The following is a 19931-nucleotide window of genomic DNA, read 5'->3' as shown; positions in this document are numbered from 1 at the left end:
GTTCGAGTAGAGCTTCCAACTGGGCCATAGTAAATCAAACATCACCAGGGTGAGGGAGCACTGTTTCTTCAAGCGCCCCTGCATGCATGACCCGCAAGGCCTTGCGGAGGCCCTGAAACTTGACCTTGACCTCTTCTACGTGTCTCACTTGCTGTAGACATCGAGAAACTCTTTTCCGAAAAGGCCTCTGCACTTTGTCGGGAAGTGTGTCGTCTAACACTCATGAGCACAAATACGCAACAGAGTGCATTTGTCCACCAGAACCGAGAACTGGATTGAAAAACGAGCTACTCCATGGGTCGGTCAAAGGGGAAAGAAGCTATTCCCTGGGCTATGACGTTGAAATAGCCATTGACCCCGACAAGCCAATCAAAGAAGAAGTGGCAAGAACCTTCGAAGAGGCGACGCAACTCAAGCCAGTCCTCATCGAAAATCCACTCGTAGCAATCGACGCATCAAGCTGGAGCTGGGTCGTCGAAGATGACGAAGATAGTGACGAATTCCTAGTGGTCTTCAAGAAAGTCGCTCAGGAGTGACAAGGCACGCACGAGTTTTGCAAACTGACCACAACAATCTCAACAAAACCACCATCACAGCGTTCAAACGCAAAAGGGCCAAAGCTTTTTGGCCCTAGCCCCTTGGTGTGATTGAGATGGGTCGCGTGCGATTCGAACGCAGGGCCAGCCGGTTCAAAAAGCCGGATGGAAACCCTGAGATGCGCTGCTCCAACGAAAAAGTACGACAAAACTTACGCGTCCATTGACACGAACGCGATCCCCTCCCCCTCAACCAAAGGGGTTTATCCCGTTGCCTTAGGCATTCCGAAGCTACTTAATCTAGGCATTTTAACCTATCAAAAGGTTTGGGCTTGGGATTTGGCACTCAAGCCAGGGGAACTAAAGACCAAAGTGGATGTGAGCAAGAGCCGAGAACTGAATCAACAAACGAATCAAGGATGATCGAAAGAAATCAAATGACTCAACTCCCAGAACGATGACGTTGCAATAGCCATTGACTCCGACAAGCCAGTCAAAGCAGAAGTTGCAAGAGCCTTCGAAGATGCGACGCAACTCAAGCCAGTCCTCATCGAAAATCCACTCGTAGCTCTCGACGCATACAGCTGGAGCTAGGTCATCGAAGATGACGAAGACAGTGGCGAAGTCCTAGTGGTCTTTACAAATCCTCTCAAGAATGTCAGCTCATGAGGTTTACTTCTTCGACTTCTTCGCTGACTTGGGTTCAAGTACTTCAAGCAGCTCTTCCAATTTGGCCATCGAGGCACGCACCTCGCTGGGTTCGGGCATCGTGCTTTCCTCCATCACTTTCGAATGGATCTCCCGCAATTCCTTGCGCAGAATTTGGAGCTTGCTTTTGATGTCCTCACGTTTTTCAGCGGCTGTCGCCATTGTTCCTTTTAATACGATTTTACCTCTCAAGATAAGGGTTGATTCTTCCTATCCGCGCCTAAGTCCATGTCGCAATGCTCGACATGAGCCGATTCCCAACGAAGTACTCCGAAGTCTTTGATGGCTCTTCAAGGCAAGAAAAAAGCCAGTGACTTCAAGGGTTTTCCCTGAGGTCCACTGGCCTGACTGAAGTGGGTCGCCTGCGATTCGAACGCAGGACCAGTCGGTTAAAAGCCGAATGCTCTACCGCTGAGCTAGCGACCCGCCCTTTGGGCATGCCATTCAGGCACGCATGAAAAATTATCATGCAGCCTATCGAGCAAAAAGGACACCTTGGGAAAGTATCCATGCAGCCACCGCATCAACTGAAGATTAAGGACCTAAAGTGGTTGATGAAAATTCGATCAGCTGCTGAGGCCAAGCATGCTTGGCCTTATGTAAGTCCGTAGAATCGGTTCTCTGCAAAATCCACTAAGCGATCAGCCCTCTCATGATTCTCATCGTTCTCCTCCCTATTTTACTTGCCGCCACCTGGGCCTTTATCAACATCCGCGGTGCTGCTTTAAAGCAACAGGGCTTGGGGCTTGTCAGCAAAAACAAAGGCTAAAAATCCGCAATGGCCATCCCCAAATGGCCACTACCTAAGCTCGAGTTCAGGCCAAATCCCGAATGACCTGAACTCTTGAGTTCCCTCCCTACTGTGCTTGTCATAGGAGCTGGCCTGGCTGGTTCCGAAGCTGCATGGCAAATAGCACAAGCAGGCGTGCCTGTCAGGCTGATAGAGATGCGGCCGATCAAGCACTCACCAGCTCACTACAGCAGTGAATGTGCAGAGCTGGTCTGCAGTAATAGCTTTGGTGCTCTGAGTAGCGATCGTGCAGCCGGCCTACTCAAGGAAGAGCTGCGCCGGCTGGGCTCAATCGTGATCCGCACAGCCGATAGCCACGCCGTACCTGCTGGTGGTGCACTAGCTGTCAATAGGGCTTCCTTCAGTGCATCCCTTACCAAAGAACTCTCTGCCCATCCACTCATCACGATCGAGCGTCAAGAGCAGGAACACCTTCCAGATGAAGGACAAATCACTGTTCTGGCAACGGGTCCTCTGACCAGTGAATTGCTTGCAGAAAACCTACGAACCTTCACCGGCCGTAGCGAATGCCACTTCTTTGATGCCGCCAGTCCAATTATCGAAGGCGAAAGTATCGATCTCACGCTGGCATTTCGGGCAAGCCGCTACGACAAAGGTGACGCTGACTACATGAATTGCCCGATGGACAAAGGGCAATACCTTGCCTTTCGGGAAGCACTGCTCAATGCTGAGCAAGCCGAACTCAAAGAGTTCGATAAGGAATCTGCCAAGTTTTTCGAGGGCTGCCTACCAATCGAAGAGCTTGCTCGTCGCGGCGAAGACACAATGCGCTATGGCCCACTCAAACCAATCGGACTCTGGGATCCCCGTTGGGGCGATCTCAATGATCGAGACGTGCGTCGCTCCAAGCGGGCTTATGCAGTTGTGCAACTGCGCAAAGAAGACCACGAGGGTCGTCTCTGGAATCTGGTGGGCTTTCAGACCAATCTCAAATGGAGCGAACAAAAGCGAGTTCTAAAAATGATTCCAGGCCTGAACCAGGCTGAATTCGTGCGTTTTGGGGTCATGCACCGCAATACCTTTCTCGAAGCCCCGCAGCTACTTGAACCAACCCTGCAATTCAGCAAACGATCCAACCTCCTCGCTGCTGGACAGATCACCGGCACAGAGGGTTATACCGCTGCAGTAGCTGGAGGCTGGCTTGCTGGAAACAATGCAGCGAGATTGGCAATGGGTCTCAACACCATTACGCTTCCTTCTACAACAATGATCGGTGCCCTTACACACTTTGTGAGTGACAGCGACTGCTTTAGGGGCCGCAAAGGTGAGTTCCAGCCGATGCCCGCAAATTTCGGCCTTCTGCCAGAACTTGCAGAGCGAATCCACGCTAAACGCGCACGCTACGGTGCCTACCGAGATAGGGCGCTCAAGATGCTTGAGGAAGCCCAGCAACAATGGGGCACGAGAAAGGCCCCTGTCCAGATAGGGAGTTCATCATCGTCTCGAGCAGGGCAAGCATCAAACTGATTCTTTAATCTCTCCAGCAAAGCTGCCGCAAACTTCACAGTCAGAGTTGACGGGTTCAGAGTTGCATACAAGCCCTTAGCGTCAAGCTGTTGAGACCATGCCATGGAACCTATCCGCATCGAAAAAGACGCAACACAGCCTTGGGATGCTGTGGTTATCGGTTCGGGCATCGGCGGCCTGGTCACCGCCAGTCAGCTAGCTGTCAAAGGTGCCAAGGTTCTTGTTCTGGAGAGCTACACAATCCCAGGTGGTAGTAGCGGCTCATTCCAGCGAGAGGGCTACACCTTTGATGTAGGCGCATCAATGATCTTCGGGTTCGGAGAAAAGGGATACACCAACCTGCTAACCCGAGCCTTGGCCGATGTGGGGGAGCACTGTGACACCCTGCCGGACCCCGCCCAACTCGCCTACCACCTTCCTGGAGGATTAGAGCTCGCAGTTGATCGGAAATACGAGCAGTTCATTGCTGATCTCACCGCACGCTTCCCCCACGAAGCGAAGGGGATCCGTCACTTTTACGACATCTGTTGGCAAGTGTTCAACTGCCTGGATGCAATGCCACTGCTATCGATCGAGGATCCCACTTATCTGGCCAAAGTTTTTTTCAAGTCCCCCCTGGCCTGTCTCGGTCTTGCGCGCTGGTTGCCCGTCAACGTGGGTGATGTAGCCAGGCGTCACATCAAAGACCCAGAACTGTTGCGGTTCATCGACATTGAATGCTTCTGCTGGTCAGTGATGCCTGCAGACCTCACACCGATGATCAATGCTGGCATGGTGTTTTCAGATCGCCATGCAGGTGGCATCAACTACCCCAAAGGAGGCGTTGGTGTGATAGCCCAAAAGCTCGTCAAAGGCATGCAACGTCATGGTGGTGAGATCCGCTACAAGGCACGGGTCACACGAGTGGTGCTAAAAGATAACCGTGCTGTTGGTGTACAGCTAGCAAATGGAGAAATCATCCACGCCCGCAGGGTGATATCCAACGCCACTCGCTGGGACACATTCAGCGGTGAGGGGTCCAAACAGGCCCTGGTGGATGCAGAACACACACCCGCAGCGGAGCAGACCTGGCGACGCCGCTATGTGCCCTCGCCATCCTTCCTCTCTCTTCACCTTGGAGTCCGTAACGATGCCATTCCAGCCAACAGCCACTGCCACCATCTGCTCCTAGAAAGCTGGGATGAAATGGAGAGTGAACAGGGTGTCGCATTCGTCTCTATGCCGACTCTCCTGGATCCATCCCTGGCGCCAGAGGGACATCACATCGTCCACGCCTTCACACCATCCTCAATGCAGGCATGGCAAGACCTAAGCCCTGCGACCTACAACAGCAAAAAGCAAGCTGATGCTGATCGTCTAATCAGGAAACTCGAAAAAATCTTGCCTGGCCTAAGTCAAGCCATCGTTCACCGAGAGGTGGGCACTCCTCGTAGCCATCGACGTTTCCTAGGACGATTTCAGGGTAGCTATGGGCCAATCCCCTCAAGTCGTTTACCAGGACTTCTCACCATGCCCTTTAACCGCACTGGAATCAAAGGGCTTTATTGCGTCGGCGACTCTTGTTTCCCTGGCCAAGGCCTAAATGCAGTTGCTTTTAGTGGCTTTGCCTGCTCCCATCTCATCGGTGCCGATTTAGGGATCAACCCCTGGGCCCTGCCCAATTGAGCCATCTTCTAGATCTTCATAGAAGACAATCGCTACCCAAACGAACTTGAAGCGCAAGGCAGCAACAGAAATTGTTCCGCGGTATGGCTAGCACATCTCAATTGCTGTCATCAGGAAATTAGCGAGGAAGCTCAAGCTCAAGCTCAAAAATCTCTACAAACAATCACTCCCCCATGACAACAGCAACCACCCGATTAGCAGATTACAGTCCATATCCCTACCAGATTCCTAACATTGAACTGGATGTTGTTGTCGAAGAACAGCACATCGCGATCTCCAGCTCCATGCAGATCGAGCCTGCCTTGACAACCAAAGTTCCTTTAGTCCTTCAGGGGTTAAACCTGGAGTTGGACTCCATTGTTATAAACGGCAGTTCTGTACCAACGGATGCCTACAGCCTATCTAGCAGTGAGTTAGTTCTCCATCAGCCACCAATTCATCCTTTTGAGTTGAAGATCATCTGCCGAATTGATCCCTTCAACAACACCTCACTAGAAGGGCTTTATGCCAGCGAGAGCATGCTCACAAGCCAATGTGAGGCAGAAGGCTTCCGTCGCATCTGCTTCCATCCTGATCGTCCGGATGTGCTCAGTCGCTATCGAGTACGAATTGAGGCGGATCGGACGCGCTATCCAGTGTTGCTCTCGAACGGAAATCTTGTGAGCAAAGGGCCTTTAGCTAAAGATCCAATGCGACATGAGGCAATTTGGGACGATCCCTATCCCAAGCCTGCCTATCTCTTTGCTTTGGTTGCAGGGGCACTTCAGGAAGTTCAGGCTCATTTCAAAACCACATCTGGACGCTCAGTTCTATTGCGTTTGCATGTTGAGAAGGGAGATGAGGCCTACACCTCTCACGCCTTGGATTCTCTGAAAAAAGCTATGGCCTGGGATGAAAAGGTCTATGGGCTGGAGTACGACCTGGATGAATACAACATTGTGGCAGTGCGCCACTTCAACATGGGTGCAATGGAAAATAAAAGCTTAAATATATTCAACTCAAAACTTGTATTAGCTGACTCCGAATGTGCCACCGATGGTGAACTTGAACGAATCGAAAGTGTTGTTGCTCATGAATATTTTCACAACTGGACTGGCAACCGTATCACCTGCAGGGACTGGTTTCAGCTCTCCCTAAAAGAAGGTCTCACTGTATTCCGGGATCAGAGCTTCACAGCGGATCTGCATTCAAAAGCAGTGAAACGCATCGAGGATGTATCAATGCTGCGAAACACCCAATTTCGTGAAGATTCAGGCCCTACATCTCATCCAGTTAAACCTAGTGAGTACAAGGCGATTGATAACTTCTACACCACAACTATTTATGAAAAAGGTGCAGAGTTAATCCGCATGCTTCACACCCTACTTGGGCAGCAACGCTTCATGGCAGGAATGGCGTTATATGTGCAGCGTTTTGATGGCACTGCTGCCACCACAGAAGATTTTATCCACTCCATTGCTGAAGGAGCCTGCGCAAATGGGGAACAACTTGGGTTTGATCTTGATCAATTTCAGCGTTGGTATCACCAAAGCGGAACTCCTCAAGTCTGCGTCAAACGCCACTGGGATTCTCAAGTCGGAACACTCACACTTGAGGTCAGCCAATTCACACCACCAACGCCTGGTCAACCCTCAAAAGCACCTCTAGTCATTCCGATGGCCCTCGCCGTGATCGGCCCAAATGGACGCATCGGCGAAGAGAAACTGGTTGTGTTGGACCAAGACACGCAGAGCGTCTCACTAAGGGATCTACCAAGGCAAGCAAAGCCTCCAGCTCTATCGATCTTTCGTCGTTTTTCAGCTCCGATCACGTTGCAGATGGACGTCTCAGTCGACGAATCGTTGCAGCTACTTGCTCTGGATGACGATCCCGTTGCTCGATGGGAAGCAGGCCAGAGATTATGGAGAAAGATCCTTTTAGCAAGGGCTCGCAAGCAAGCTGACAAGCCACTTGAAGAACGTTTAGCTCTAGCGCTAAATCAACTGATCACCAGTGGAGGGGAGAGTGATCCCTCTTTTCTGGCGATGTTATTTGGAATGCCAGGACTAGCTGAACTGGAGGCCGCCCAGGATGTCGCCGATCCATTGATGCTCTATCAGGTCTATCAATCACTCAAGTCATGGTTGGGAGTCAAGCTTTCAGATCCGCTCCAGAATCTGCTTGAACGTAGTCGATTGAATTGGGGGGCTCAATGGCCAGCTGGACAAGGTGAACGCATGCTCACAGGACTGACCTGGAGCTGGTTAGCGGCTGCTGGTGATTGCGAAGTTCGCAAGGAAGCAGCTGAAGCAGTCAACGGACCCTCGATGTCTTTGGCTCGAGCGGCCCTTCGGGCACTACAACCCGTTGAATGTACTGAGCGAGACGAAGCTCTCAAAAGCTTTTACGAGCGCTGGCAAGATCGACCAGTGATCCTAGATACCTGGTTTGCTCTGGAGGCATCCACTCCACGGTCAGATGGGCTTGAACGAATCAAACAGTTACTAGATCATCCCCGCTTTGACCCAATGGCACCCAACGCGATAAGGGCTGTCCTTGGTGGTCTCGCTTCAAATCCACCTGTATTTCACGCTATTGATGGAAGTGGTTACAACTTCATGGCTGAACAGCTCATTGCCATTGATCAACGCAACCCAATCACTGCTTCACGCATGGTGAAAGTGTTCAGTCGTTGGCAAACTTATTCTCCCTCAAGGAAAGAGGCGATGCACCAAGCCATCGATCAACTGGCCAGTGCAGAGCTGTCTGCAAACACCAGAGAAGTGGTCACGCTCATGCAGCCAGAACACTAGAAGTAAGCCTAGTTTTTCTTCTCATGCAATTGCTTGAACTGCCTGAGGCGCTCAATTCCACCCTCTATCCCAGCGTGCTGTCCCCAGAGCCCCTCCCAATAAAAATAAATCACTCCATGGCCGCGCTCAGCTGCCATTCGAACCTTTTCAGCCAAAATCGACATGGGCGTGGTGCGTTTGCCGAATCCTGCCAGCACACCAATATGCACAGGGACACCCAATTGAGGTGCTTTGCGTAAGGCCGGCTGGTCGAGATCCTTCGCAAATCCCTTGAGCGAGTAGGCGTAGTTCTGCACAACCAACTCGTCTATCAATTTGCCTACAGTCCAAAGCTCCCAGTCTTGAAGCCAGTTGTTGTAAGCAAACCTGAAAGGCCCAGGGGCAAGGCTGATGTTGACAGGTAGCTTTTCCTTCTCCAATGCTTGCCTCAGTTCTCTAAGCAAACCGGTCAGTTTCCGCCTTCTCCATTGCATCCAAAAGCGGTCGCTGTAGTCCCGGGGCGGAGAGGAGCCGGTTTCTTGTTGATAAAGAGCCACGGTGTAAGGGTCATAACCAAGCTGCACCGGCCAAGCAAAATGATCATCAAGCTGAACGCCATCCATCTTGCAGCGCTTCATGACCTCAATCACTACACCAATGAATCGCGCACGCACCTCTGGATGGGCTGGATTAAGCCAAACCCGCTGGTGATTCCCATGCATCTTCACAACTGGGTTGCCATCAGCTCTGGCAAGAACCCAGTCGGGATGAAGCTTAACCACCTCTGCGTCATCAGGCTCCATCAGCCCGTATTCAAACCATGGCACCACCTTCATGCCGCGGGCATGACCTTCTCGACTCAGGGTGCAAATAGGGTCGAGAGCCAAGCCTGCTTTCTGAAGGGGCCCTTCTACAGGGGCATAGTTGCTGCGATGGAAGGTAGACCCCCGACTCCAAACATTGAGATAGAGCGCCGTGAAGCCTGCGCTATAGAGATCTTTCACCGCCTTATGCATCAAGTTACGGCTGTAATAAAGAGGGCTCGGACTATTGGTCATCCAAACACCAACAATCGGCAACTGATCACTTAAATGTCGCAAGCTTGATTGGGCCACTGATGGGGAAGTTGATGCCTGCGCTGAAATTGCGCATGGTTGAGAAGTCATCAACAACACAACCACTAACACTCTCAAGTAGGGATAGCGCCACCAAAAGCTGAGTAATGGCATCGTGTTATCAGGGCATGGCATATTTCTTGGCATGACGCGAGAATCAACCAAAAATAGGATTTAAGCAAAGCGTGGAGAAGGGTTGAAGTTGTAGAAAGGTATCTAGTCCTGAAAGATGAGCACAAATAGCCTGCTTGCTAACAAAGAAGCAAAAGAGATGAAAGAACGAAACCAATCGCACTTAATCGTTATTGAGCCCCTACATATCCTTGCTAACACTCAGACCATCGGACAATCCAAAAGGCATTGATCGCAACAAGTGTTTTTGTCTGGCCTATGGGCAAAGGTCTACATGAAGACCACGGTCAAACTTAGTCATGCTTTGCAGTGCTTCTGGTCAGATTTTTGCATGTGCATCCGCGCAAGATAAAAAGGTCAACTTTTGGAGTTCTCGATGAACTTTTCCATACGTTCTAAAGCCCTTTGGCTGATTCCTTGTTTTGCCCTCACTGGTTCGGCCTTTGTCGTCCGCGATGCTGACGCCAACAAAGGTGGCCAAAGTTTTGCAGCCAAACTTAGCGAAGCTCAGCAACAGAAGCTTTTTGAAGCCCGCAAAGAATGGGAACTAAGTAGTGCAGACAATCGGATTGCCATCATCAACGCTTCCCAAAACTGTTTTGATGCTGCCCAAACACCAGAAGCTTTTCGAAACTGTAAACAAAAAGGATGGCAATCTCATAGAGCCTTAAAAGAGCAACGCCGCAAAAAAATCAATGCCACCCTAAAGAACATGGGGCTAGAGCCTATGCAATCACACCTTAAGCATGGCCATCGCAAAGGCAGAGCAAACAATCAAAGAATTGGAGCTAAGCTTAGATCAAATCAACTTTAAATCCTCAAAATTGTCCTCTTATTTACTGCTTTAGATCAGTTAGGCATGTATGGCTCCAACTCTCTTAAATCCATGAGAGTTGGAGCCATACATGCTACTTGCCTTTCCACGAAGATGTTCCGGCAGAAAAATACTGAGTCTCTAACCAGACTTCTCTAATCAATGCAAGCAAGTGATTCATTCAACATTGCAAGATTCATTGCTCGAACAAAACCAACTGTTCATGCATCCATTTAACTAGCATTCCTTCGTGAGAGTAGCCAACAAAAAAACTTCACTTCAACAAGAGCCACATTACTGGAAAACCTGCTTGGAGATATTCAACTGCTCTTGGTCTAAGCTTAGCCAATCTCTAACTAAAAACCATACAGACACACTTTCTTCATCGCTGTGTTGTCTACTTCCTAGAACTGTGTTCCATCTGCCGTTGTCTTTCAGCAAAACGAATACGGTCCGTATCACTAAATTGATCCACGCAGTGGCGACATTGAACACCAGGCAGATAACTATTCATCGTCTGATCCTCAGGGGTGAGGGGCATTCCACAGGCATGACAAAGACAATGGACACCAGGTGAAAGCTGATGATTCAAAGCCACACGTTGATCAAAAACAAAACACTCTCCTTGCCAGCGACTTTCAGCTTGAGATACCTCCTCAAAATAACGAAGGATGCCACCACGAAGATGATGGACGTTAGTAAAGCCCTTCTCAAGCAGATAAGACGTAGCCTTCTCACAGCGAATGCCACCTGTGCAATACATGGCTATTCGTGCTGGAGTTTGTGCTTTAACCATCGAACGCAACTGCTGTTCTACCCAAGCAGGAAAGTCGCGGAAGCACTTCGTTTTGGGGTTTATTGCTCCTTTAAATTCCCCAATCGCAATCTCATAGTCATTTCGCGTATCGATCAAAAGAGTATCTGGATCATCAAGTAGATCATTCCATTCATGAGCGTCCACATAAATCCCCACCGTCTTTGATGGATTCAGGCCGGCAAGACCCATGGTCACAATCTCTGCCTTACGGCGAACCTTGAAGCGACGAAAAGCCTGCTCAGGCGTCCAGCTAATTTTCAGTTCAAACAAACCCTCGACCAAATCGCGTTCTAACCTCTCAAGCAAAGCGCTAACACCACCAACCGATCCACAAATCGTTCCATTCACCCCTTCCTCTGCTAACAGCACAGTTCCCATCAGTTGATGTTCATCCCCAAGGCTCAGCAGATCCTGCAATAAGCAGGCAATAGTGACCTCAGGCCAAGCAGTAAAGGAATAGAAAGTCGCTACCTGAAATAGATCTGCAGAGGTCTGATCATCTTGCAGATTCATTCGTCACTCTCCTCCCAATTCGCATGAACTCCTGCCTGAGAGAGAAGTTCGCGATCAGTTTTTACATCAGGATTGCTGGTAGTTAGCAAACTATCGCCGTAAAAGATCGAATCAGCTCCCGCTTGGAGACAAAGGATCTGAGCCTCTCGACCAAGCTGCTCACGCCCTGCGCTTAGACGCACACGACTGCGAGGCATCAGAATTCGAGCCGTCGCAACCATGCGCACCATCTCTAAAGGATCCACCGCAGGGAGGTCCTGCAATGGCGTGCCCTCCACTGCCACCAGACCATTAATTGGAACACTCTCAGGATGAGGGTTGATATTGGCTAGTACACAAAGAAGAGAGGCTCGATCCAGCGTTGATTCCCCCATCCCGATAATGCCCCCACAGCAAAGAGTGATGCCAGCTGAACGAACCTTCTGAAGGGTTTCGATTCGCTCTTGGTAAGTGCGCGTTGTGATGATCTGGTCGTAGTACTCAGGGCTGGTATCGAGATTGTGGTTGTAGGCAGTCAATCCCGCATCTGCCAACCGAGAAGCCTGCTTTTCAGTCAGCATGCCGGCAGTAACACAGGCCTCTAGTCCCAACTCCCGTACACCACTCACCATCGCAAGCATGGCTTCAAACTGGGCACCATCTCTGATCTCCCGCCAAGCCCATCCCATGCAGAAGCGATCCGCACCAGCATCTTTGGCGGCCCGTGCGCGCTCAAGCACTGTTTGGATCTGAACCACTAGATCGGGCTGCCCTTCAACATCACTACTGTTGTGCATGGACTGGGGGCAATAAGCGCAATCCTCCTGGCATCCTCCCGTCTTCACGCTGAGCAAAGAAGCCAGCTGAACCCGATAGCCAGGATTTGCCGTCCGATGCACAAGCTGGGCCTGCCAGAGCAAGTCCATAAGTGGTCGCTGCAAAAGTTCCCGCACTTCATCCACTGTCCAGTCATAACGATGAACAACGGGTTCAAAGGTGAGATCCTTGGCAATAAGCACGGTCATGGAACGACTGGAGCCAACGGTCAAGATCCCAGATGATTCGCTGCGATTGGATCCAAACCGCCGAAACGACGACAGCGTGACTGGTAATCAAAAAGAGCTTTTGTCAAAGCTACTTCATCAAAATCAGGCCAGCACACATCGGTGACGTGAATTTCTGCATAGGCGAGTTGCCAGAGCAGAAAATTACTGATCCGTCGCTCACCACTGGTGCGGATCAGCAGGTCTGGATCAACCTCACCAGCTGTGAGCAACTCAGCCTCGAAACTGTTCTCATCAATCAAAGTTGGATCAAGATCCCCTCTTGCAGCGCGTTGTGCAAGTTTCTGTGCCGCTAGCACCAGTTCACGTCGACCACCGTAATTGGTGCAAACATTGAAGTGAATGCCATTGTTCCTAACAGTGAGCTCGGTGGCCTCACTGATCAACTCCTGCAGACCTGATGGGAGACCCTCAAGGTCTCCCAGGAAACGAATCCGTACCTTTTCACGTTCAAGTGACTCCAACTCCCTCTGCAGCACACGCTCAAACAGAGTCATCAAGAAATTCACCTCATCTCCAGGGCGAGACCAATTCTCCGTAGAAAAGGCATAAGCCGTAAGGGCGCCAATGCCCCAGTCACTGCAAAGACGAAGGGTTCTCTTGAGAGCTTCTACGCCAGCGCGATGGCCAACCATCCTAGGCAGGCCCCTGGCCTTGGCCCAGCGTCCGTTCCCATCCATAATCACAGCCACATGGTTAGGTAGCCGATAGGGATCAAGCCCCGAGGGACATGCACAGACCTTTGGAGGGCCTGAACTAGTGGCCGAACGGCGGCTCACGGGAGTGGTTCCTCGATAGAGCTGCTCACGCTAAGCCTGGATGAAGCTTGTGTAGCAACAGCCGAAGCTTTGACTGGACTAGAGGCCCCCTTCGTAGCTGCTGCTCCTAATGAGGAACCAAGCAACTCCTTAAGCAAATCCTCCAGACGACTACTGGTGATAGGCCGTTCAAGCCGGCCCTGGCTTGCAAGAGACAATGTTCCAGTCTCTTCGGAAACCACCACACAAATACAGCGATCAAAACGTTCTGTTATCCCCAAAGCGGCTAAATGTCTCGTGCCATAACGGCTGATGCCCTGCCGCGAGAGGGGCAGAATCACACCAGCAGAAACGATCCGATTCCCCTTTACAAGTACGGCCCCGTCATGAAGGGGCGTATCAGATGCAAAAAGATTCAGCAGCAACTCACTACTTAGCTGGGCATCGATCAGCACACCAGGGTTAAGGAAGTCTTCTGGACGAAGATCACTACCCATATCAACAACAACCAATGCTCCACGGCGGCTCTGAGATAAACGTCCAGCCGCCTCAGTAAGCTGGGCAACGGTGCTGGCGGTGGCCCGTAACTCGTTCTGAGGATTGCCAAGAAGAACGGCCAGACGACCTGTTCCCAGTAATTCCATCAAACGTCTCAGTTCCCCCTGCCAAAGGATCGCTAATGACAAAGAACAAGCCAAAACCAGCGCATCCACCAACTTTGAAGTGAGCGGAAGATTTTCAAAGCGCTGCACAAACCAAGCCAAGGCAACCAAAAAGAGGTAGCCCCTCAACAACCACAGGGTGCGCCGCTCATTAACCCTAGAAAAAAGCAAGACGCCAAGGGCCGAAGCAAACAAAACATCGAGCAGGCGCGGATCTACCACCCCCCACAAGTTCACTCCCACTCCCCAGCCTTGCTTGCTCAGCCTAACGCTAAAAATCGTTCCGGCATAACGTCATATCGCAGAAGATCTTCTGGCTGCTCCCGCCTCTGCACCAACTCCGAGTGGCCTGAATGAACAAGTACCGCTGCAGGTCGTGGGATGCGGTTGTAGTTAGAACTCATAGAGACGTTGTAAGCCCCTGTCGCAAACACCACCAAGACGTCTCCACTGCTGGCATATGGCAAAGCAAGGTCCTTAAGCAGAACATCCCCAGATTCACAATGCTTGCCAACCAGAGTGATCGTCTCGTCTGGCGAGGCCAACGGTCGGTCAGCAAGGCAAGCCGTATAGAGAGATTGATACGTGATTGGGCGGGGGTTATCACTCATCCCTCCATCGACAGAAAGATAGGTGCGCAGCCCTGGGATGGTCTTGCGTGATCCAACCCGATAAAGGGTGACTCCGGCAGCAGCGACCAGAGAGCGACCCGGCTCACACATCAACCGGGGCAAATCCAGGTTGCGAGAACGACAGGCTTGATTCACTGCCTCGGCAACCACCTTGACCCAGTTATCAATTGAAGGTGGATCATCAGAGCTGACATATCTGACACCTAGGCCTCCTCCAACGTTGAGATCCATGACTGGATGCCCCAGGCGCCTAGCCAGTTGCAGAGCACCAGCCATCACATCTGCCAGATCCTGATGAGGTTCCAATTCAAAGATCTGCGATCCAATATGAGCGTGGAGTCCCGTTAAGCGTGCCCAGCGACAGCCGAGTAACTGATTCAGAACTGATTCAAGCTGATCTGGATCAAAACCAAACTTGCTATCAAGATGGCCGGTGCGGATGTACTCATGGGTATGGCATTCGATACCCGGAGTGAAACGCAACATCAACTTTGCAGGATCTGCTCCAACAGGCACCAGTTGTGAGAGGCGATCCAGATCATGCTGATTATCAGCAACGATTGTCACGCCATTGCGATAGGCAAGCAGCAGCTCCTGATCAGATTTGTTGTTGCCATGAAGCACAATGCAATCGCCTGGCACACCTCCCTTCAAAGCGGTAAGCAACTCACCTGCTGAGACCACATCCAACCCAAAACCTTCTGAAGCCACCAGGCAGCTCATCATCAATGAGCTATTGGCCTTAGAGGCATAGATAGGAAGAGATGGCCCTGGATAGTGACGCTGTAATGCCCCACGGTATGACTGACAAGCTGCCCTCAAAGTGGCTTCATCAAGCACATAGAGAGGGGTGCCATAACACTCCGCCAATTCGCTCAGTTGACAGCCTCCAACGATCAAGCGTGATTGCGCATCAAGTTCGGTTGTAATCGGCGCGAGGTTGCAATTGGGGCTAAGGGGATCCCGCCCAGGCTCATAGGGGCTGGATGACATCATGGCGATGGACGAGGAAATTAGTTAGAGGGATCAATGTAGGGATCAATCCCCCCAAGGAAGGGGTTAGGCATGTTGAAGCACGACATCCAAGCAATGGAAGTCATCCATCTAGGGCCGGAACAGATCAATGCGTGCATGGAGCTGAATCAACTCGCACTCAATGGACTCTGGAGCAAACAGCAATGGATTCAGGAATTGATCGATTCCCGCAGTCTCTGCATGGGAGTGCTCAAGTCTTCAACACTGCTTGCTTTGGCCTGTGGCTGGCTAGTGGTAGACGAACTTCATCTCACCGCAATAGGCGTTCATCCTCAACATCGCAGACAGGGCCTTGCCCGTCTGCTGTTATCAAAGTTGCTCGAGCAAGGGCAACGAACAGGAGCCATCCACGCCACACTCGAAGTTGCCAGAAACAATTCGGCGGCCAGAGGGCTTTACGAAAGCTGCGGATTCAAGACAGCAGGATGTCGTCATCACTATTACAGCAACGGCCAAGATGCTCTGATCCAGTGGCGAAGCTTAGGGAAGCAGGCTGAGCCAAGACAAAAGATTTGAATAAGTACGGATTACCGTCCGGGAAATACAACGAAGACAAACATCTTAGCTACTTCATTGTTACTATTGAAACCACTAACTCCCTTGCAGCAAAGGGACTAGGACAAATAATCCAACAGCTCACATTCCAACACCAACCCTGATAAGTTAGATATAGATTCACGTGCCCCGGACCATGTTCGAGCGGTTTACCGAGAAGGCCATCAAGGTGATCATGCTGGCCCAGGAAGAGGCCCGGCGTCTTGGTCATAATTTCGTGGGCACCGAGCAGATTCTTTTGGGATTGATCGGTGAGGGCACAGGTGTGGCAGCGAAGGTTCTCAAGTCAATGAGCGTGAACCTTAAAGACGCCCGCGTTGAAGTTGAAAAGATCATTGGCCGTGGTTCAGGCTTCGTCGCAGTAGAAATACCCTTTACTCCCAGAGCAAAGCGCGTACTAGAACTCTCTCTAGAAGAAGCCCGACAACTTGGCCACAATTACATCGGTACAGAACATTTACTGCTTGGTCTCATCCGAGAAGGAGAGGGTGTAGCAGCCAGAGTCCTCGAAAACCTTGGTGTAGACCTAGCAAAGGTGCGCACCCAAGTAATCCGCATGCTCGGAGAAACCGCCGAGGTCACTGCAGGCGGAGGTGGAGGCAAAGGCTCAACAAAGACAGCCACACTTGATGAATTCGGCAGCAACCTGACCCAGCTAGCCAATGAATCCAAGCTTGATCCTGTTGTCGGGCGACAAAATGAAATCGATCGTGTTATTCAGATCCTCGGAAGACGCACAAAGAACAACCCTGTACTGATTGGAGAGCCTGGAGTTGGGAAAACAGCAATTGCTGAAGGCCTCGCTCAACGCATCCAACAGGGAGATATTCCCGACATCCTTGAAGAGAAGAGGGTTCTAACCCTCGACATCGGCCTGCTAGTTGCTGGAACCAAATACCGGGGAGAGTTCGAAGAACGGCTCAAAAAGATCATGGAAGAGATCAAAGCCGCAGGCAACGTGATCCTGGTCATCGATGAAGTGCACACACTGATTGGGGCAGGCGCTGCAGAAGGTGCCATCGATGCCGCCAACATTCTCAAACCAGCGCTAGCTAGAGGAGAACTGCAGTGCATTGGTGCCACCACTCTTGACGAATATCGAAAACACATCGAACGGGATGCTGCCCTAGAACGCCGATTTCAGCCGGTCATGGTTGGCGAGCCATCGATCGCTGAAACCATTGAGATCCTGCAAGGATTAAGGGAGCGCTACGAACAGCATCACCGCCTAAAAATCACAGACGAAGCCCTAGATGCCGCAGCAAACCTAGGCGATCGCTATATCTCTGACCGCTTCCTGCCGGATAAGGCCATCGACTTAATCGATGAAGCTGGCAGCCGCGTGCGTTTGCTTAACTCCAAACTCCCCCCTGCGGCAAAAGAGGTTGACAAAGAATTACGCAAGGTTCAAAAGGAAAAAGAAGATGCCGTTCGTGATCAGGACTTCGCCAAAGCCGGAGAATTACGTGAAAAAGAAGTTGAGCTAAGAGAGAGGATCCGCACTCTGCTTCAAAGCAGTCGCCAAGGCAGTGAGGAATCGCCCCCCGCTGAGGCGGAAAATGCTGTTCGTTCCAGCGATGAGACGCCAACGCCTCAACCTGAAAAAGACACAACAGCTGCATTAATTCCTCATCTCACCACACCACTGGTGACAGAAGAAGATATTGCCAACATCGTGGCGGCTTGGACCGGAGTACCTGTACAAAAGCTCACCGAAAGCGAATCAGTGAAGCTCCTAAACATGGAGGAAACCCTCCACCAGAGGCTGATTGGCCAAGATGAAGCCGTCAAAGCAGTCTCGAAAGCCATCCGTCGAGCCAGGGTGGGCCTCAAAAACCCCAATCGCCCCATTGCCAGTTTCATCTTTTCAGGCCCTACTGGCGTGGGCAAAACCGAACTAACCAAAGCTCTCGCCACCTACTTCTTTGGTAGCGAAGAAGCCATGATCCGACTAGACATGTCGGAATTCATGGAGCGACATACGGTCAGCAAGCTGATCGGATCACCTCCTGGCTATGTGGGGTTCAACGAAGGGGGACAACTCACCGAAGCAGTTCGTCGCAGACCTTATACCGTTGTGCTCTTCGACGAAATCGAAAAGGCACACCCAGATGTTTTTAACCTGCTGCTTCAATTATTGGAAGATGGTCGACTAACTGACTCCAAAGGAAGAACAGTGGACTTCAAGAATACCTTGATCATTATGACTTCGAATATCGGTTCAAAAGTAATTGAGAAAGGAGGCGGAGGACTTGGCTTCGAATTCTCAGGTGAAAATGCAGAAGACAGTCAATACAACCGAATCAAATCCCTTGTCAACGAAGAACTAAAACAATACTTCCGTCCTGAATTTCTGAACCGTCTCGATGAAATTATCGTCTTCCGCCAACTCAGCAGAAATGAGGTGAAAGAAATCGCTGAGATCATGCTTCAAGAAGTGTTCTCTCGCATGCAAGACAAAGGGATCACTCTCACTGTTTCAGATGCATTCAAAGAACGACTAGTAGAAGAGGGATACAACCCCTCTTATGGAGCGAGGCCGCTACGAAGGGCTGTCATGCGACTCATGGAAGACAGTCTTGCCGAGGAAGTGCTTACTGGCCGCATCAAGGACGGTGATGCTGCGGAGATGGATGTGGATGACAACAAGCAAATCGTTGTACGCCATGTCAGCAAAACTACTGCCACACCGGAACTCGCTGGAGCAGGCGTCTGACACCTCTCCAACATCAATGAACAAAAACAATTTGCCTGAGGAGGTCTCTCACTGCGCTCACTCCATCGCCCCCGCAAAGGTTGTTAGGGGTGAAAGGGCGTGGGAAGAAAGCCATCAACTCATTGCCTCGATTTGCCGCTCACCTTTACTTCTTGGACGCAGCATCGCCACGGCTGAGTTACGCCAGGGATTACTCAACAACCTCAGAGACCTTGGACTCAACACAGTTTCTGCTGAGCTCAAGCACGATTGCTGCGAGATGGATCTCAAGCGGATCAATGCTCTTGCCTTGGACAACTCCTGCGACGGTGTGATTGCCGCAGGTGGGGGCAAGGTGCTAGATGCCGGGAAGCTTTTGGCCCATCGGCTAAGCATCCCATGCATCACAGTTCCACTGAGTGCAGCCACCTGTGCCGGTTGGACCGCCCTCGCCAATATCTATTCACCAACAGGTGCTTTTCAACGCGATCAAGTTCTGGATCGATGTCCACATCTGATGATCTTTGATCATGGTCTCGTGCGTCAGGCTCCTCCTAGGACTCTCGCAAGCGGCATCGCAGATGCAATCGCCAAATGGTACGAAGCGTCTGTCAGCAATGGCTCCAGCAACGATGGCTTAATTCAACAAGCTGTGCAGATGGCAAGGGTCTTGCGCGATCAGCTGCTGCTTGATGGGCCTGAAGCGCTGAAAGATCAAAACAGCCTGGCCTGGATCAGGGTTGCAGAAGCCTGCGCACTAACTGCAGGGCTGATCGGAGGGATTGGCGGTTCTCGCTGCCGTACTGCCGCTGCCCACGCGATACACAACGCACTCACGCAATTAAAAGATTGCCATGAGGTCCTTCATGGAGAAAAGGTTGGTTACGGGATTCTCGTACAGTTGCGTCTTGAGGAGATTATTGGAGGCCATCAACTGGCCGGACAAGCAAGGCGACAGCTGATTCCATTCCTCAAAGGACTTGATCTGCCTGTAAATCTTGAGGATCTGGGCCTATCGAATTTGAGTCTTCACGAGCTGCATGAGGTCTGCCAATTCGCCTGTCAAAAAGGCTCTGACCTATACCAGCTGCCGTTTCCCGTCAATTCCAGAGCCCTACTCGAAGCACTCCTCGGCGCTAGCGACAATGGCCCGGTCCCCGTCGAATCCACAGTCACCAAGCGAATGGCAGCCTCTTGAACCT

General features: G+C 51.1%; 15 protein-coding genes and 1 tRNA gene. 8 read left to right on the top strand and 8 right to left on the bottom strand.

Features of this window, described 5'->3' with window-relative positions:
• Positions 1–275: 275 nt before the first annotated feature.
• Positions 276–536, top strand: coding sequence for a hypothetical protein (locus tag SIB41_RS03390; protein WP_063403168.1), 261 nt, complete (start codon positions 276–278; stop codon positions 534–536).
• Positions 537–1208: 672 nt separating this feature from the next.
• Here SIB41_RS03390 and SIB41_RS03385 read toward each other — a convergent pair.
• Positions 1209–1406 carry a hypothetical protein gene (locus tag SIB41_RS03385; protein WP_063395417.1) on the bottom strand — a complete coding sequence of 66 codons (198 nt, stop codon included), beginning with the start codon at positions 1404–1406 and terminating at the stop codon, positions 1209–1211.
• A gap of 192 nt (positions 1407–1598) precedes the next feature.
• Positions 1599–1670: transfer RNA gene (locus SIB41_RS03380), tRNA-Lys, on the bottom strand.
• A 226-nt stretch (positions 1671–1896) separates the two neighbouring features.
• On the opposite strand from SIB41_RS03380, the gene SIB41_RS03375 reads away from it, so the two are divergent.
• The 4 genes from SIB41_RS03375 to pepN all read left to right on the top strand — a co-directional run bounded on the left by SIB41_RS03375 (position 1897) and on the right by pepN (position 7979).
• Positions 1897–2013: a photosystem II protein Y gene (locus SIB41_RS03375; RefSeq protein ID WP_011130420.1), complete on the top strand. Its 117-nt coding sequence runs from the start codon at positions 1897–1899 to the stop codon at positions 2011–2013.
• Positions 2014–2088: 75 nt separating this feature from the next.
• Positions 2089–3522 carry an FADH(2)-oxidizing methylenetetrahydrofolate--tRNA-(uracil(54)-C(5))-methyltransferase TrmFO gene (gene trmFO / locus SIB41_RS03370; RefSeq protein ID WP_413360445.1) on the top strand — a complete coding sequence of 478 codons (1434 nt, stop codon included), beginning with the start codon at positions 2089–2091 and terminating at the stop codon, positions 3520–3522.
• Positions 3523–3624: 102 nt separating this feature from the next.
• Entirely contained in the window at positions 3625–5187 is a 1563-nt protein-coding gene (crtH, locus tag SIB41_RS03365) for a carotenoid isomerase (RefSeq protein ID WP_413360443.1), read from the top strand.
• Between the two features lie 173 nt (positions 5188–5360).
• The gene (gene pepN, locus SIB41_RS03360) at positions 5361–7979 is read left to right on the top strand and encodes an aminopeptidase N (RefSeq protein WP_413360441.1); all 2619 of its coding nucleotides are present in this window, start codon (positions 5361–5363) and stop codon (positions 7977–7979) included.
• A gap of 8 nt (positions 7980–7987) precedes the next feature.
• On the opposite strand, the gene SIB41_RS03355 is transcribed toward pepN, so the two are convergent.
• From SIB41_RS03355 to lysA, 6 genes are all read right to left on the bottom strand, one after another.
• The gene (locus SIB41_RS03355) at positions 7988–9220 is read right to left on the bottom strand and encodes a glycoside hydrolase family 10 protein (protein WP_413361359.1); all 1233 of its coding nucleotides are present in this window, start codon (positions 9218–9220) and stop codon (positions 7988–7990) included.
• 1196 nt (positions 9221–10416) lie between these two features.
• A complete protein-coding gene (locus tag SIB41_RS03350; protein WP_413360439.1) occupies positions 10417–11349 on the bottom strand; it encodes a rhodanese-related sulfurtransferase in 933 nt (310 codons plus the stop codon).
• Positions 11346–12353 carry a biotin synthase BioB gene (gene bioB / locus SIB41_RS03345; RefSeq protein WP_413361357.1) on the bottom strand — a complete coding sequence of 336 codons (1008 nt, stop codon included), beginning with the start codon at positions 12351–12353 and terminating at the stop codon, positions 11346–11348. Before bioB ends, SIB41_RS03350 begins: the two co-directional genes overlap by 4 nt.
• Before the next feature lie 20 nt (positions 12354–12373).
• Positions 12374–13171 carry an isoprenyl transferase gene (locus tag SIB41_RS03340; RefSeq protein ID WP_413360437.1) on the bottom strand — a complete coding sequence of 266 codons (798 nt, stop codon included), beginning with the start codon at positions 13169–13171 and terminating at the stop codon, positions 12374–12376.
• On the bottom strand, positions 13168–14049 hold the full coding sequence (gene cdaA / locus SIB41_RS03335) for a diadenylate cyclase CdaA (RefSeq protein WP_063419258.1): 882 nt from the start codon (positions 14047–14049) through the stop codon (positions 13168–13170). Before cdaA ends, SIB41_RS03340 begins: the two co-directional genes overlap by 4 nt.
• Positions 14050–14072: 23 nt before the next feature.
• A complete protein-coding gene (gene lysA / locus SIB41_RS03330; protein ID WP_413360435.1) occupies positions 14073–15440 on the bottom strand; it encodes a diaminopimelate decarboxylase in 1368 nt (455 codons plus the stop codon).
• A gap of 69 nt (positions 15441–15509) precedes the next feature.
• Between lysA and rimI the strand changes: the two genes are divergently transcribed.
• The 3 genes from rimI (at position 15510) to SIB41_RS03315 (ending at position 19927) form a co-directional block, all read left to right on the top strand.
• Complete coding sequence (rimI, locus tag SIB41_RS03325; RefSeq protein ID WP_063399270.1) at positions 15510–15995, top strand: ribosomal protein S18-alanine N-acetyltransferase; 486 nt, start codon at positions 15510–15512, stop codon at positions 15993–15995.
• Positions 15996–16170: 175 nt separating this feature from the next.
• Positions 16171–18750, top strand: coding sequence for an ATP-dependent Clp protease ATP-binding subunit (locus SIB41_RS03320; protein ID WP_413361355.1), 2580 nt, complete (start codon positions 16171–16173; stop codon positions 18748–18750).
• 16 nt (positions 18751–18766) lie between these two features.
• Positions 18767–19927 (top strand): iron-containing alcohol dehydrogenase family protein, encoded by a 1161-nt coding sequence (locus SIB41_RS03315; RefSeq protein WP_413360433.1) that lies wholly within the window; start codon positions 18767–18769, stop codon positions 19925–19927.
• The last annotated feature ends 4 nt before the right edge of the window (positions 19928–19931 follow it).

This window comes from Prochlorococcus sp. MIT 1201, from assembly GCF_047303415.1.
In the GTDB taxonomy this organism is placed as follows: Bacteria; Cyanobacteriota; Cyanobacteriia; order PCC-6307; family Cyanobiaceae; genus Prochlorococcus; species Prochlorococcus marinus_D.
Note: the sequence above shows the minus strand (reverse complement) of the source record. Positions and strands in the feature narration are given on the sequence as shown.